The 12,229-nt window shown below is 62.5% G+C and carries 15 protein-coding genes and 1 tRNA gene; 7 read left to right on the top strand and 9 right to left on the bottom strand.

Features of this window, described 5'->3' with window-relative positions:
- Positions 1-3 precede the first annotated feature (3 nt).
- Positions 4-462 carry a DNA polymerase III subunit chi gene (locus J3456_RS15395; RefSeq protein WP_349581004.1) on the top strand — a complete coding sequence of 153 codons (459 nt, stop codon included), beginning with the start codon at positions 4-6 and terminating at the stop codon, positions 460-462.
- Between the two features lie 51 nt (positions 463-513).
- On the opposite strand, the gene J3456_RS15390 is transcribed toward J3456_RS15395, so the two are convergent.
- The 4 genes from J3456_RS15390 to J3456_RS15375 all read right to left on the bottom strand — a co-directional run bounded on the left by J3456_RS15390 (position 514) and on the right by J3456_RS15375 (position 4,359).
- Entirely contained in the window at positions 514-987 is a 474-nt protein-coding gene (locus tag J3456_RS15390; RefSeq protein WP_349581003.1) for a hypothetical protein, read from the bottom strand.
- Positions 988-1,136: 149 nt separating this feature from the next.
- A complete protein-coding gene (locus J3456_RS15385) occupies positions 1,137-1,718 on the bottom strand; it encodes a retropepsin-like aspartic protease family protein (RefSeq protein WP_349581002.1) in 582 nt (193 codons plus the stop codon).
- 45 nt (positions 1,719-1,763) lie between these two features.
- Complete coding sequence (locus tag J3456_RS15380) at positions 1,764-2,402, bottom strand: MarC family protein (RefSeq protein WP_067629053.1); 639 nt, start codon at positions 2,400-2,402, stop codon at positions 1,764-1,766.
- Positions 2,403-2,493: 91 nt separating this feature from the next.
- Entirely contained in the window at positions 2,494-4,359 is a 1,866-nt protein-coding gene (locus tag J3456_RS15375; RefSeq protein WP_349581000.1) for an ABC-F family ATP-binding cassette domain-containing protein, read from the bottom strand.
- A gap of 106 nt (positions 4,360-4,465) precedes the next feature.
- Here J3456_RS15375 and ndk point away from each other — a divergent pair, with 106 nt between their 5' ends.
- Positions 4,466-4,888, top strand: a complete 423-nt coding sequence (gene ndk / locus J3456_RS15370) for a nucleoside-diphosphate kinase (protein ID WP_067266630.1) — start codon at positions 4,466-4,468, stop codon at positions 4,886-4,888.
- 63 nt (positions 4,889-4,951) lie between these two features.
- Here the strand turns inward: ndk and J3456_RS15365 are convergent, their stop codons facing one another.
- The 3 genes from J3456_RS15365 to J3456_RS15355 all read right to left on the bottom strand — a co-directional run bounded on the left by J3456_RS15365 (position 4,952) and on the right by J3456_RS15355 (position 6,652).
- Positions 4,952-5,374, bottom strand: a complete 423-nt coding sequence (locus J3456_RS15365; RefSeq protein ID WP_067629055.1) for a DUF4112 domain-containing protein — start codon at positions 5,372-5,374, stop codon at positions 4,952-4,954.
- 95 nt (positions 5,375-5,469) lie between these two features.
- A complete protein-coding gene (locus tag J3456_RS15360) occupies positions 5,470-5,592 on the bottom strand; it encodes a hypothetical protein (RefSeq protein WP_349580998.1) in 123 nt (40 codons plus the stop codon).
- A 145-nt stretch (positions 5,593-5,737) separates the two neighbouring features.
- Positions 5,738-6,652, bottom strand: coding sequence for an MBL fold metallo-hydrolase (locus tag J3456_RS15355; RefSeq protein ID WP_349580997.1), 915 nt, complete (start codon positions 6,650-6,652; stop codon positions 5,738-5,740).
- A 44-nt stretch (positions 6,653-6,696) separates the two neighbouring features.
- Between J3456_RS15355 and J3456_RS15350 the strand changes: the two genes are divergently transcribed.
- Complete coding sequence (locus J3456_RS15350; RefSeq protein WP_349580995.1) at positions 6,697-8,019, top strand: ATP-binding protein; 1,323 nt, start codon at positions 6,697-6,699, stop codon at positions 8,017-8,019.
- A 69-nt stretch (positions 8,020-8,088) separates the two neighbouring features.
- On the top strand, positions 8,089-8,538 hold the full coding sequence (locus tag J3456_RS15345; RefSeq protein ID WP_259944189.1) for a DUF4442 domain-containing protein: 450 nt from the start codon (positions 8,089-8,091) through the stop codon (positions 8,536-8,538).
- Between the two features lie 26 nt (positions 8,539-8,564).
- Here J3456_RS15345 and J3456_RS15340 read toward each other — a convergent pair.
- Positions 8,565-8,641, bottom strand: a tRNA-Ile gene (locus tag J3456_RS15340).
- A 128-nt stretch (positions 8,642-8,769) separates the two neighbouring features.
- Between J3456_RS15340 and purM the strand changes: the two genes are divergently transcribed.
- The 3 genes from purM (at position 8,770) to rnd (ending at position 11,646) form a co-directional block, all read left to right on the top strand.
- Complete coding sequence (gene purM, locus J3456_RS15335; RefSeq protein WP_349580994.1) at positions 8,770-9,816, top strand: phosphoribosylformylglycinamidine cyclo-ligase; 1,047 nt, start codon at positions 8,770-8,772, stop codon at positions 9,814-9,816.
- Positions 9,813-10,409 carry a phosphoribosylglycinamide formyltransferase gene (gene purN, locus J3456_RS15330; RefSeq protein WP_349580992.1) on the top strand — a complete coding sequence of 199 codons (597 nt, stop codon included), beginning with the start codon at positions 9,813-9,815 and terminating at the stop codon, positions 10,407-10,409. Before purM ends, purN begins: the two co-directional genes overlap by 4 nt.
- Positions 10,410-10,488: 79 nt before the next feature.
- Positions 10,489-11,646: a ribonuclease D gene (gene rnd / locus J3456_RS15325; protein WP_349580990.1), complete on the top strand. Its 1,158-nt coding sequence runs from the start codon at positions 10,489-10,491 to the stop codon at positions 11,644-11,646.
- A 57-nt stretch (positions 11,647-11,703) separates the two neighbouring features.
- Here rnd and J3456_RS15320 read toward each other — a convergent pair whose 3' ends face one another.
- On the bottom strand, positions 11,704-12,222 hold the full coding sequence (locus J3456_RS15320) for a hypothetical protein (protein ID WP_349580987.1): 519 nt from the start codon (positions 12,220-12,222) through the stop codon (positions 11,704-11,706).
- Between the last annotated feature and the right edge of the window lie 7 nt (positions 12,223-12,229).

Below are 12,229 nucleotides of genomic sequence, written 5' to 3'. Positions count from 1 at the left end.
GAGATGGGGGCGGCTTACTTCTACCACCTGACCCAGCGACCTCTGGTCGAGACGCTGACGATGCTGCTGGAAAAGTCGCTCGCCAACGGGTGGCGCGTGGCCCTGCGCGGGACCGATCAGGCGGGGCTGCAAGCGCTCGACCGGGCGCTTTGGACCTATTCGGACGATAGTTTTCTGCCCCATGGCATGGCGGGCGGGCCGCAGGATGCAGAGCAACCGGTGTTGCTGACCTTGGAGGATGGCACGCCCAATCGCGCGGATTGTCTGATGGCGGTGCATGGTGCCGATGTCACCGCCGAAGAGATCGCGTCGCTGCAACGGGTCTGCGTGCTGTTTGACGGGCATGATCCCGTGGCGCTGGATCAAGCACGCGGCCTGTGGAAGCGGCTGAAATCCGAAGGCGCGTCGGCGCAATATTGGTCTGAGGAAAGTGGTCGCTGGGAAAAGAAGGCCGAGACCTAAAGGCCAGCGGAGCAGGGGCAGGGCCGCAAAGCCGCCGCCCCTGACTGCTGGTCAGGCCGCTTTGTCGAGGGCGGGTTTCGCGGCAGCCGTGGCTTTGCTTGCGCTGGCCTCTGGCGCATCCGGTTCGACCTTGCTGACGTAGGATTTGGCAGCTTCGACTGCGCTGTTGTTCACCGGTGCGATCGTATCCAGCAAGGCGCGGGTGCGCTGGCTGTCGACGTTGCGCTGTGCAGCCGCACGGGCAAAGGCTTCGTTATCCGCGGCCGAGGCCTTTGGGGCCGTCTCGGTCGGCTTTGCCTGAGCCCCCGCCTGTACCGCTTCGCTCTTGGCAGGGGCTTGCACGGACTGAGGTTTGGACGCTTCTTGGGCTGCCGCGCTGTTTTGCGTGGTCTGACCATTGCTGGCCGTCTGGGTTTCGGCCTGCTGGGCGTCGTTTTGGTTTTCCTCGGGGGCCTGAGCGGGCTCAGACGCCGGGGGTTTGCTTTGTTGATAGGAGGAAGACCCCCCTAGGATACTCGTTAGCATAACAGCATGTTCCCTAAAATTAGATACAGTTGTGCCCTGCAGGTATCCGAGCAAAAGGGCGAAAAACCGGCTAATTAACGGCAAATGCGGCGTCATTTTGCGGCGAATTTCATTCTTTCTGCACAATGCGCGGGCGGCTAATGCCAGATTCAGCGGCTCAAACGCAACTCACCACCGCTGATTTCGATCCGACCCCAGCGTTGCAGGTATCCCATCCCCAAAAGCGATTGGGACATGACCCCGTCATTCACCACCGCCGAAACATTGCGGTCAACCGCATCGCCCACCACAACCTCATCCAGCCGCACGAAAGCGGTGCGCGTTTCACCGTTGGCGGTGCCCGCGCGGCCAAGGTAATCAAGCCCCTCGGGGTCAATGCCAATCCGCGCCGCGTCGGATTTGGTCAAGACGATATCAGACGCGCCGGTGTCGACGACGAAACGCACCGGAGTACCGTTGATCTGGGCCGTCAGGTAATAATGCCCATCGCGCCCGCGCGGCAGGACGATCTCACCCTCTTGGTTGACGGAGAGCTGTTGGCGGGCGGTGTCGCGGGTGATGTCTTGCCACAGGCCGACCCCGGCTGCCGCGCCGGTAAAGATCAGCCCCCAGACCGCCGCCTGTTGCAGCATCTTGTTCATATTGGGCCGGCTTTGCAAAAAGAACCAGCCCGCCAGCATCGCCAGCAGAACGATGAGGTAGATCAGATGTGCTGTATCGATTTCGGCCATGAATGCGCCCCCTTACACCTCATATAGGAAGGGAGCGGGCAAATGTCAGCCGGGCGTCGGGCCGGGGCCAAAGCCAAAGGCCGCCAGCCCATCGAGCACGAATTGGACCGAGAGGGCCGCCAGCAACATGCCCAGCAGACGGGTGATGATGTTGATGCCGGTCTTGCCCATCGCCCGCTCTAGCGCGCCGCTGACCTGCATCGTCAGCGCCATGACCACCAGCGTCAGCGCGGTGATCACGATGATGGTCAGCAGCCCTTCGCCGCCCGGTTTCTCACCCGTCAGCAGGATCACCGAGGCGATGGATCCGGGGCCAGCGATCAACGGAATGGCCATAGGGAAAACCGAAGGATCGTCGTGGTCATCCTCATCCGCGCGGTCTTCGCGGCGTTTGGTCCGGCGGTCGAACAGCATGTCGAGCGCGGTGATGAACAAAAGGATACCACCCGCCACGCGAAAAGCGGGCATCGAAATGCCGATAAAGCCCAGCACCGCCTCGCCAAAGGCGGCAAAGATCAACAGCACCAAGCCCGCCACGCCCACCGCGCGCCACGCGATCAGGCGGCGTTGCGCATTGCTCATCCCACGGGTCAAGGCAAGGAAGACCGGCGCGATGGCGATGGGGTCGATCACCACGAACATCGTGACGAGGGCGGTGATCATATAGGCGGTGTCGAGGGTCATAGGTCTTCCTTGGCGCGGGACGTCTTGCCAGAATGCACGAGGGCCGCCCCTTAGGCGACCCCCGCGATGTGATAAATTGGGCCTTGCTGGGTCAGGCTGTGGCTTTCTCCAGCTTTTCTTGCGCGCCAACCCAGAGGCTCTCCGCACGCTCCAGCGCTTCCATCACTTCAGCGTATTTCTTGTTCCAGACATCAAGCTCGCCGGTCTTGGCATCTTCGTAGAGCGCCGGATCGGCCAATTTCTTGGCCAGCTTGTCGCGCATCTCGTTGATCTTTTCCATGCGTGCTTCGGCCTTGCGAACTTCGCTGCGCAGGGCCAGCACCTCGTCGCGGCTGGCGCGTTTGGGCTTGGGAGCTTCTTTGGGCTGTTTCGATGGGTTCTTGCTGACGGGCTTTTCGGGTGTCAGCAGCATCTTGCGATAGGCTTCGAGGTCTTCCTCATAGGGTTTGACCGTGCCGTTCGACACGAGCCAAAGCCGGTCGGCCACCAGCGACAAGAGGTGCATGTCGTGGCTGACAAGGATCACCGCGCCCGAGTAGCGCGTCAGCGCCTCGACCAGCGCCTCGCGGCTTTCGATGTCGAGGTGGTTGGTCGGCTCATCGAGGATCAGCAGATGCGGGGCGTGCAGCGTGGCCAACAGCAGCGAAAGCCGCGCCTTCTGCCCGCCTGACAGGCGGCCCACCTCGGTCTCGGCCTGTTCCGGGCCAAGACCAAAGCCCGCCAATTGTGCGCGCAGTTTCGATTGCATCACACCGGGGCGGGCGGCGATCATATGTTGCAGCGGCGTCTCTTCGACGATCAGCTCGTCCACTTGGTGCTGGGCAAAGAATCCCACCCGCAGCTTGGAGGAGTTGACCTGCCGCCCGGCCATCAGCGGCAGTCGGTCCGACAAAAGCTTGGCCAGCGTTGATTTGCCCTGACCGTTCTTGCCCAAGAGCGCGATACGGTCGTCTTGGTCGATGCGCAGGTTCAGACGGGTCAGCACCGGATTGTCGTCGCTATAGCCGACAGAGCCGTTCTCGATATTGATAATCGGCGGTGAGAGTTCCTCGGGCTCAGGGAAGGTGAAGACCTTGCGCGCCACATCCTCGGGCGCGGTGATCATATCCATCTTCTCGATCATCTTCAGACGCGATTGCGCCTGTTTCGCCTTGGAGGCTTTGGCCTTGAAACGATCCACAAAGCTTTGCATGTGATCGCGGCGGGCCTGTTGTTTCTTGGCCATCGCCGCCTGCAACGCACGCTTTTCGGCGCGCTGGCGGGCGAATTGGTCGTACGGGCCCTGATAATAGGTCAGCTTGCGGTCTTCGAGGTGCAGAATGCCGCCCACGGCGCGGTTCAAGAGGCCGCGGTCGTGGCTGATGATCAGCACCGTATGCGGGTATTTCGCCAGATAGCTTTCCAGCCACAGCGCACCTTCAAGGTCGAGGTAGTTGGTCGGCTCGTCGAGCAGCAGCAGATCGGGCTGGGCAAAAAGCACGGCGGCCAGCGCCACGCGCATCCGCCAACCACCCGAGAAGGCGGAGCAGGGCATCTGCTGCTCTTCGTCGTCAAAGCCCAAACCCTTGAGGATCGACGCCGCGCGCCCTTCGGCGGACCATGCGTCGATATCGGCCAAACGGGTCTGAATGTCGGCGATGCGAGAGGGATCCTCGGCGGTCTCACTCTCTTTCATCAACCGCGCGCGTTCGATGTCGGCTTCTAGCACCGTGTCGATCAATGAGGTCTCGGATGAGGGCACTTCCTGCGCCACGCCGCCGATCTTGGCGCGGGACGGCAGAGAGATGTCGCCACTGTCGAGCGACAGCTCGCCACGGATGATCTTGAACAGCGTGGTCTTGCCCGCGCCATTGCGCCCGACGATGCCCACCTTGTGGCCCTCGGGGATCACGGCGGAGGCTTCCTCAAACAGAGGGCGGCCTTCGACGGAGTAGTTGATTTCTGAAATGCGTAACATGCACGCCGTTTGGAGCAAGCCGGGCCGAAGGTCAATCACGGCTTTTCATGTGTCAGACCCCATGCTAGGGAGCGCGCAAATCAACACCCGCTATGGAGTACAGCCAATGGCCCTCGAACGCACTTTCTCGATCATCAAGCCCGACGCAACCCGCCGCAACCTGACCGGCGCCATCGTCAAGAAATTCGAAGACGCTGGCCTGCGCGTTGTCGCACAAAAGCGCATCCACCTGACAAAGGCGCAGGCGGGCGAGTTCTACAAGGTACACGCTGAGCGTCCCTTCTACGACGAACTGTGCGAGTTCATGGCCTCCGCGCCGATCGTTGCTCAGGTTCTCGAAGGTGAAAACGCCATCGCGAAAAACCGCGAAGTCATGGGCGCCACCAACCCTGCGGACGCCGCCGAAGGTACCATCCGCGCAGAATTCGCTGAAAGCGTTGGCGAAAACTCCGTTCACGGTTCCGACGCACCGGAAACCGCAGCGGTTGAGATCGCGTATTTCTTCTCCGGTCTGGAACTGGTCGGCTAAGCCACCATTCTTCGGAAAACGAACGAAAGGGTCGCCTTTGGGCGGCCCTTTTGCGTTTAGGGATCAGTTATTGAGCGTGGGGTGATGCGAAGACATGCGCCCTTCGACGTTTCCCGTGGGCGGCGCTTTGGCGGCTTGGTCTTTCAGATGACGTTCCAGCAGATCGACGTTGCGCAGTTTCGACTTCCACCCGATGTCAAAAAGATCACCCACCAGCGGGACTGAACCGATAACGTAGTCGATCCCGGTGTTCACCAACATCTTTGCCAGCATCCCCTTTGGTGCGCCCATCCGGTGCGATTCTTTAAGAATATAGGCCGAAGGGAGCAGGGCGAGCGTATCGCCCACCACGGGCACGAAACCCAAAATCGAATCCCAACCCATGCGCACACCGACAACCGGCAATTTAAACGCGCTGTCCATGCTGACCGCCAGACGGCGCAGACGGGCGAGGTCGGCTTCGTGAGAGGGGGCGTGGGGTTCCATATCTGTCCTTGCGTGTTGCTCTAGGCTGCAAACGCGCGGTCGGGCGTCAAAGTTCCCCAAAGCACCGGCCCCATCCGGCGCATCGCGGGGCCTGCTCAAAGGCTGGCGTAATCGGTAATCAATGGTGTGGGACGCTGCGGTGGCTGGGCCGAGCTGCCCTTGGGCGTCTGCTCAGGCTTCGGTTTTTGCGGTTGCGGCGTTCTGTCAAGTCGGGCCATCGGGTAGCTCCTTTGCTGCTCGCTGGGGTTTGATGTCTCTCACCCTCGCAACCAGCTTGGGCGCGGTTCAGGTCCATAAAGGGGCCGAATTGCGCCCAGATTGGGGCATTTGTTGCGATTTTGCGACGGAATCCGCGGTTTTCCCCTATGAGGTGAGGGCGAAATGCGCCTCCGCCTGCAAGACGCCCTGCGGGGCAACGCGGCCCCGGCCTGTCAGATCGACCAGATGCGCCAGCACGTTTCGTGTGGCGGCCCCCAAAAGCGCGGCGGGGGTCTCGGTATAGATCACGCGGGCGAGGTCCTCAGCCGTGGCGGGCCCGGCGTTCAGCGCCTCAAGGATCGATGCCTCCCGCGCGCGGCGGTGCGCCACCAACCAGTCGAGCCGCGCATTGGGATCAAAGACCGGGGCGCCATGGCCGGGGTAGAACACCCGCCACGACCGGGCGGCCAGCTTTTCGCAAGAGGCCATGAAATCGGTCAGATCCCCATCAGGTGGCGAGACCAGCGAGGTGGCCCAGCCCATGACGTGATCCGCCGTGAGACAGGCATCCTCCCAAGCGAGGCAGAGGTGATTGCCGATATGACCCGGCGTGTGCAGCACCTCCAGCGCCCAGCCATCCCCCTCCAGCATGTCGCCGTCAGCCAAAAGGTGATCAGGGCAAAACCCGTGATCAACACCTTCACCGCCGCCGATCAGCCCCGCCTCGGCCAATCCCTGCATTACTGGGGACCGGCCCGCCGTGGCGTCGCCAAAAGCCCAGACCTCGGCCCCGGTGCGCGCGGCCAAAGGACGCGCGAGGGGGGAATGGTCAAGATGCGTATGGGTCACGATGATATGGCTGATCCGCTGGCCCGGCTGGAGCGCGGCGAGGATCGCCTCAAGATGCGCGGGGCTGTCGGGGCCGGGGTCGATCACGGCAACCTCGGACTGGCCCAGAAGATAGGTATTTGTGCCACGATAGGTCATCGGCGAGGGGTTGGGCGCCACGATACGGCGCAGCCCGGGCTCCAAGGTTTCGGCAAGGCCAATCTCGGGGTCGAAGTTGTCGGGCGGCAGCATGGTTTCACCTTTCGCTGGGGCAGGGGGCTGGCTAAGGTCTAGCCATGAATTTTGCCTGGCTCAAACGATATGTGCCGCGCGGCATCTACGGACGCGCCGCGTTGATCCTGCTGTTACCAGTGGTGTTTTTGCAGTTGGTCGTTGTGGTGATCTTTGCCCAGCGACATTTCGAAGGCGTCACCGGTCAGATGACCGACACGGTCCTGCGCGAGTTGGAACTGGTCATGCTGGCGGTCGGCACCGCACCCGATGCCCAATCGGTGCCCATGGCGGTAGAGGCGCGGGCGGGGCCGCTTGATTTCGTGGTGACCCGCGCCAATCCTCCGCTGCCGGAGGAAGACAGCATGCTGTGGTACGATTATTCGGGCCGGGTGCTGATCCCCCGGCTGCGCAGCAAAATGGACGGTATCGAGGCGGTGGACCTCAGCGACGACGATTTTGTGGTGCTCTATATCGATAGTGTGCACGGCCCGTTGCGCATCCAGTTTGAACGGCGGCGGATCTCGGCCTCCAACCCGCACCAGCTTTTCGTTTACACGGTGTTTTTCGGCGTACTTTTGAGCTACATCGCCACGATCTACCTGCGAAATCAACTGCGCCCCATCAAACGCTTGGCCCGTGCGGCCGAAGCCTTTGGCCGGGGCCGGCATGAACCCTACACGCCCACCGGTGCTGTCGAAGTACGCGCGGCGGGCAACGCCTTTGTCGACATGCGCGCACGGATCGAACGGCAGATTGAGCAGCGCACGCTGATGCTCTCAGGGGTAAGCCACGATCTGCGCACCCCGCTGACCCGGATGCGCCTTGGCCTGTCAATGATCGACGAAGAGGATGCGGCCCCGCTGCTGGCCGATGTGGATGACATGCAGCGGATGCTGGATGAGTTTCTCAATTTCGCCAAAGGCGCCGCCGAGGGCGATCCCGAGGAAGTGGCGCCGCATCGGTTCGTCAGCGCCATTGTCGAAGACGCGCAGCGCACCGGGCGCAAGGTCACGCTGTTGCCGCCCGAGGGCGCGGGCGAGGGGATCGTGAAACTGCGCAAGGTGGCAATGCGCCGGGCGGTGGATAACCTGATCTCCAACGCCGTGCGCTATGGCTCGCAGGCCGAAGTCTCGGTCATGCTAAGTGACCGTACCCTGCGTATCCGGGTCGAAGACGACGGCCCCGGCATCCCGGAAGAGCGGCGCGACGAGGCAACGCGGCCTTTTTCGCGGCTTGATCCTGCGCGCAATCAAGACAAGGGCGGCGGCGTTGGGCTGGGACTTGCCATCGCCTCAGACATTGCGCGCGCCCATGGCGGGGTGCTGCGGCTGGGGGAATCGGCGCGGCTCGGTGGGCTGCGCGCAGATATTGTCATCGCGCGGTGACCCCGCGGCAGGATTGTGCCCCGCGCGCGGCTTTGCCACAGTGAGCCGACCCTAGAACGGAGCGCAGCCATGACCCCCTACGACATGATCAAAGCCCATCTCGACACCGCCGTGCCTTTTGCGGCCCATGTCGGGGTGAAACTGCTCAAGATCGACGACGGCACCGCCAGCGCCGAACTGGTGCAGCGGCATGAGACCTCCAACCACATCGGCACCCAGCACGCAGGCGCGATGTTCACCTTGGGCGAAGCGGCCTCGGGTGCTGCCATGGCCGGGGCAATTGCGCCGGTGATAATGGACATGCGCCCCGTCGCGGCCATGGGGCAGATCACCTTTAAAAAGATCGCCGAGGGCACACTGACCGCCCATGCCGAAACCTCGCGCCCCGGTGCCGAGCTGCTGACCGCGCTGCAAGAGGACGGAAAAGTCGCCTTTGACGTGGCGGTCGACATCCAGAATGAGGCGGGTGAGACGGTCGTAGAGATGCAGGTGAACTGGCATGTCAGCGCCAAACGCTGAGGTTTGGGCGCACGGCGGGGGCGGTATGGTAGGCCCGGCAGGACTTGAACCCGCAACCAAAGCGTTATGAGCGCTCTGCTCTAACCAATTGAGCTACAGGCCCGCCATGGGCGTTTGGGTATGACGCCGCAGCCCGAGCGTCAAGACATTAGCTGCACCAAATGATTGCAGTGACCCGCACAATACTCTAACTCCGCGCGCAAGGGAAAATGCGCGCCGGGGGCCATGACCATGACAAAATCCGACAACGGAATCACCTATGCCGAAGCAGGCGTGGATATTGACGCAGGCAACGCGCTTGTAGAGCGGATCAAGCCAGCGGCGAAATCCACCGCGCGGCCCGGCGTTATGTCTGGCCTTGGCGGCTTTGGCGCGCTGTTTGACCTGAAAGGCGCAGGTTTCACCGACCCGGTGCTGGTTGCGGCGACGGATGGCGTTGGCACCAAGCTGCGCATCGCCATTGATACCGGCAATGTCGACAGCATCGGCATCGATCTGGTTGCCATGTGCGTCAACGATCTGGTTTGCCAAGGTGCCGAGCCGCTTTTCTTCCTCGACTATTTCGCGACCGGCAAACTGGAACTCGACAGTGCCGCGCGGATCATTGAAGGCATCGCCAAGGGCTGCGCCGATTCCGGTTGCGCCTTGATCGGGGGCGAGACCGCTGAAATGCCGGGCATGTATCACGCTGGCGATTTCGACCTTGCTGGTTTTTCCGTCGGAGCGATGGAGCGCGGGACCGAGCTGCCGCGCGATGTGAAAGAGGGTGACGTGCTCTTGGGCCTGCCCAGCGACGGGGTGCACTCCAACGGCTACAGCCTCGTGCGCAAAATCGTTGAGCGCAGCGGTCTGAGCTGGGGCGACGATTGCCCATGGGGCGAGGGTGATCTGGGCAGTGCGCTGCTGACGCCGACCAAGCTTTACGTCAAGGGCGCCGTTGCGGCCCTGCGCGCCGATGCCGTGTCGGCGCTGGCGCATATCACGGGCGGTGGCCTGACTGAAAACCTGCCGCGTGTCCTGCCCGTGGGGTTGGCGGCTGAGATTGACCTGAACGCGTGGGACCTGCCGCCGGTCTTCAAATGGCTGGCCGCCGAAGGGGGCATGGCCGAGGCCGAGATGCTCAAGACTTTCAACGCTGGCATTGGCATGGTTGCCGTTGTCTCCGCCGACAAGGTCGACGCCGCTAAGGCCGCCTTTGCCGAGGATGGCCACGCCGCCATTGAGATTGGCCGCATCACAGCAGGCAATGGCGTTACTTATTCCGGCGCGCTGCTTTGACCAAGCGGGTTGCGATTTTCGTCTCGGGCGGCGGCTCCAACATGCGGGCGCTGGTCGAAGATATGACCGGCGACCATGCAGGCCGCCCTTGTTTGGTGCTGTCGAACAACGCAGATGCAGGCGGGATCGCTTGGGCGCAGGGGCAGGGGATCGCGACCGAAGTGGTCGATCACCGCCCCTACGGCAAAGACCGTACCGCGTTTGAGGCGGCCCTGAGCGCCGCACTTGAGGCCCATGCGCCGGACATCATTTGCCTTGCCGGCTTTATGCGCAAACTGACCGAAGGCTTCACCGATGCTTGGGCCGGGCGGATGATCAACATCCACCCGTCGCTGCTGCCGAAATACCGCGGGCTGCACACCCATGCCCGCGCGCTTGAGGCGGGTGATACCGAACATGGCTGCACCGTGCATGAAGTCACTGCAGCTTTGGATGATGGCCCCATCCTTGGCCAGGCGCGCATTCCGGTTCTGCCGGGCGACACGGCAGAGACCTTGGCCCAGCGGGTGCTGGTGCAAGAACATCGCCTTTACCCCGCCGTGCTGCGCCGTTTCGCCGCCGGTGAGCGTCAGCCGGTCATGCTGACGGGCTGACGCTGGTCAAAGCTTCCCTTGTGATGTACCTCTTTGACAAAGCCCGATGACCGGGCGTGCAACTTGTCAAAGAGCATTTATGAAAACCATCACCACGACCGCCGACCTCGCGCAATTCTGTGAAGAAGCTGCGCGCCATGATTACGTGACCGTCGACACGGAATTCCTGCGCGAGCGGACCTATTATTCCAAACTCTGCCTTGTCCAACTTGCCATGCCCGGCACCGACGACAGCAACGCCGTGCTGGTCGATCCCTTGGCAGACGGCATCTCACTTGAGCCGCTTTACGATCTGTTCCGCGACACATCGGTGGTCAAGGTGTTCCATGCGGCACGACAGGATCTTGAGATCTTCTACGTCGACGCCAAGGTCTTTCCCGAACCGCTGTTCGACACGCAGGTGGCCGCGATGGTCTGCGGATTTGGCGAACAGGTGGGCTATGAGACCCTGGTCCGCAAGATCGCGCATGAGTCGCTGGACAAGACCTCGCGCTTTACCGATTGGTCCCGCCGTCCGTTGACCGATGCACAGAAAACCTATGCGCTGGCCGACGTAACCCACCTGCGGCAGATTTACGAGTTTCTGGCGCGCAAGCTTGAACAGACCGGCCGCGCCCGCTGGGTGGCCGAGGAGCTTGAGACGCTGCTCAGCCCCGATACCTATGTGACCCAGCCACAGGATGCGTGGAAGCGGGTGAAGACCCGGACCAATTCGCCGAAGTTTCTGGCGATCGTCCGCGAATTGGCCGCCTTTCGTGAGGATTACGCCCGCACCCGCAATATCCCGCGCAATCGCGTGTTCAAGGATGACGCGCTGGTCGAATTGGCGAGCCTCAAACCCTCTAACGGCGAAGAGCTGAACCGCGCCCGTCTGCTGCTGCGCGAGGCCCGCAAGGGGGAAATCGCCGAGGGCATTTTGAAAGCCGTGGCCGCAGGCGTGGCTTGCAAAGCCGCCGACATGCCGCAACCCGACCGCAAGCGCGACAAGCTGCAGGTAAACCCGGCGCTGGCCGATCTGCTGCGGGTTTTGCTCAAGGCCAAGACCGAAAGCGCAGGCGTCGCGGCCAAGCTCATCGCCTCGGCCAGTGATCTGGATATGTTGTCGGCGGGAGAGCGCGACGTGCAGGCCCTGCGCGGCTGGCGGCATGAGGTCTTTGGCGCCGATGCGCTGCTGCTCTGCGAAGGCAAGATTGCTTTGGCCGCCGACGGGACGGATGTGAAAGCAGTCAAAGTCTGAACCGAAAAGAGCCGCGCGATTGGGGCAGCTTTTTCCTCTGGCGCGTGGCTTGGCCGTTTAGCGGCGAGAGACCAAGGCGTTCGTCTGCCCTTCGACGCGAATCTCGCGCACCCCGGCCAGCATTTGATCTGTCAGACGACGGCCCGCGATGACCTCACGGGTGGGGCGACTGCCCTGCGGGGTCGCCTTGTCGGGGCGCACCCCTTCCAGACGGTAAGTCAGAACACCGTCAACGGGCGTCTCATCAATTGTCGCAGGAGTTAGCTGCACTGCATAGATGCCCTGCCGCGCGGCAAGGCCCGTGGCGCGTAGGATCGCACCGCCCGGCACCGGCTCGATCGTCAGGTCCGTGATCTGCTCGAAAGGGCGCCCATCATAGGTGTCGGCCTCAACCGCGCGCCGCGCGAACAGCCCGCTGCGCTGTGGAATCAACGGGTTGTTGCTCTCTTCCGGGGTGGACGGGGCCGAACGCGAAGGGCCGAACCAATTCATCGGATTGATGCGGCTGTCACGGACCGTGCCGCAGGCGGATACCAAAAGGGTCGAGGCCAAAAGAGCGAGGAGTGTCTTGCGCATGGGATCC

It is taken from the genome of Sulfitobacter sp. NFXS29 (assembly GCF_040148765.1).
Classification (GTDB): domain Bacteria; phylum Pseudomonadota; class Alphaproteobacteria; order Rhodobacterales; family Rhodobacteraceae; genus Sulfitobacter.
The sequence above is the reverse complement of the archived record's forward strand: the minus strand, read 5'-3'. Positions and strand labels throughout refer to the sequence as shown.

What these genes read in the sequence shown, in the direction of transcription:
- purM (WP_349580994.1), top strand. Translation starts at nt 8,770, where the DNA reads ATGACAAAATCCGACAACGGAATCACCTATGCCGAAGCAGGCGTGGAT.
- J3456_RS15355 (WP_349580997.1), bottom strand. Translation starts at nt 6,652, where the DNA reads ATGCTGCCGCCCGACAACTTCGACCCCGAGATTGGCCTTGCCGAAACC.
- J3456_RS15365 (WP_067629055.1), bottom strand. Translation starts at nt 5,374, where the DNA reads ATGGAACCCCACGCCCCCTCTCACGAAGCCGACCTCGCCCGTCTGCGC.
- rnd (WP_349580990.1), top strand. Translation starts at nt 10,489, where the DNA reads ATGAAAACCATCACCACGACCGCCGACCTCGCGCAATTCTGTGAAGAA.
- J3456_RS15390 (WP_349581003.1), bottom strand. Translation starts at nt 987, where the DNA reads ATGCTAACGAGTATCCTAGGGGGGTCTTCCTCCTATCAACAAAGCAAA.
- J3456_RS15345 (WP_259944189.1), top strand. Translation starts at nt 8,089, where the DNA reads ATGACCCCCTACGACATGATCAAAGCCCATCTCGACACCGCCGTGCCT.
- J3456_RS15380 (WP_067629053.1), bottom strand. Translation starts at nt 2,402, where the DNA reads ATGACCCTCGACACCGCCTATATGATCACCGCCCTCGTCACGATGTTC.
- ndk (WP_067266630.1), top strand. Translation starts at nt 4,466, where the DNA reads ATGGCCCTCGAACGCACTTTCTCGATCATCAAGCCCGACGCAACCCGC.
- J3456_RS15320 (WP_349580987.1), bottom strand. Translation starts at nt 12,222, where the DNA reads ATGCGCAAGACACTCCTCGCTCTTTTGGCCTCGACCCTTTTGGTATCC.
- J3456_RS15395 (WP_349581004.1), top strand. Translation starts at nt 4, where the DNA reads ATGGGGGCGGCTTACTTCTACCACCTGACCCAGCGACCTCTGGTCGAG.
- J3456_RS15385 (WP_349581002.1), bottom strand. Translation starts at nt 1,718, where the DNA reads ATGGCCGAAATCGATACAGCACATCTGATCTACCTCATCGTTCTGCTG.
- J3456_RS15375 (WP_349581000.1), bottom strand. Translation starts at nt 4,359, where the DNA reads ATGTTACGCATTTCAGAAATCAACTACTCCGTCGAAGGCCGCCCTCTG.
- J3456_RS15360 (WP_349580998.1), bottom strand. Translation starts at nt 5,592, where the DNA reads ATGGCCCGACTTGACAGAACGCCGCAACCGCAAAAACCGAAGCCTGAG.
- J3456_RS15350 (WP_349580995.1), top strand. Translation starts at nt 6,697, where the DNA reads ATGAATTTTGCCTGGCTCAAACGATATGTGCCGCGCGGCATCTACGGA.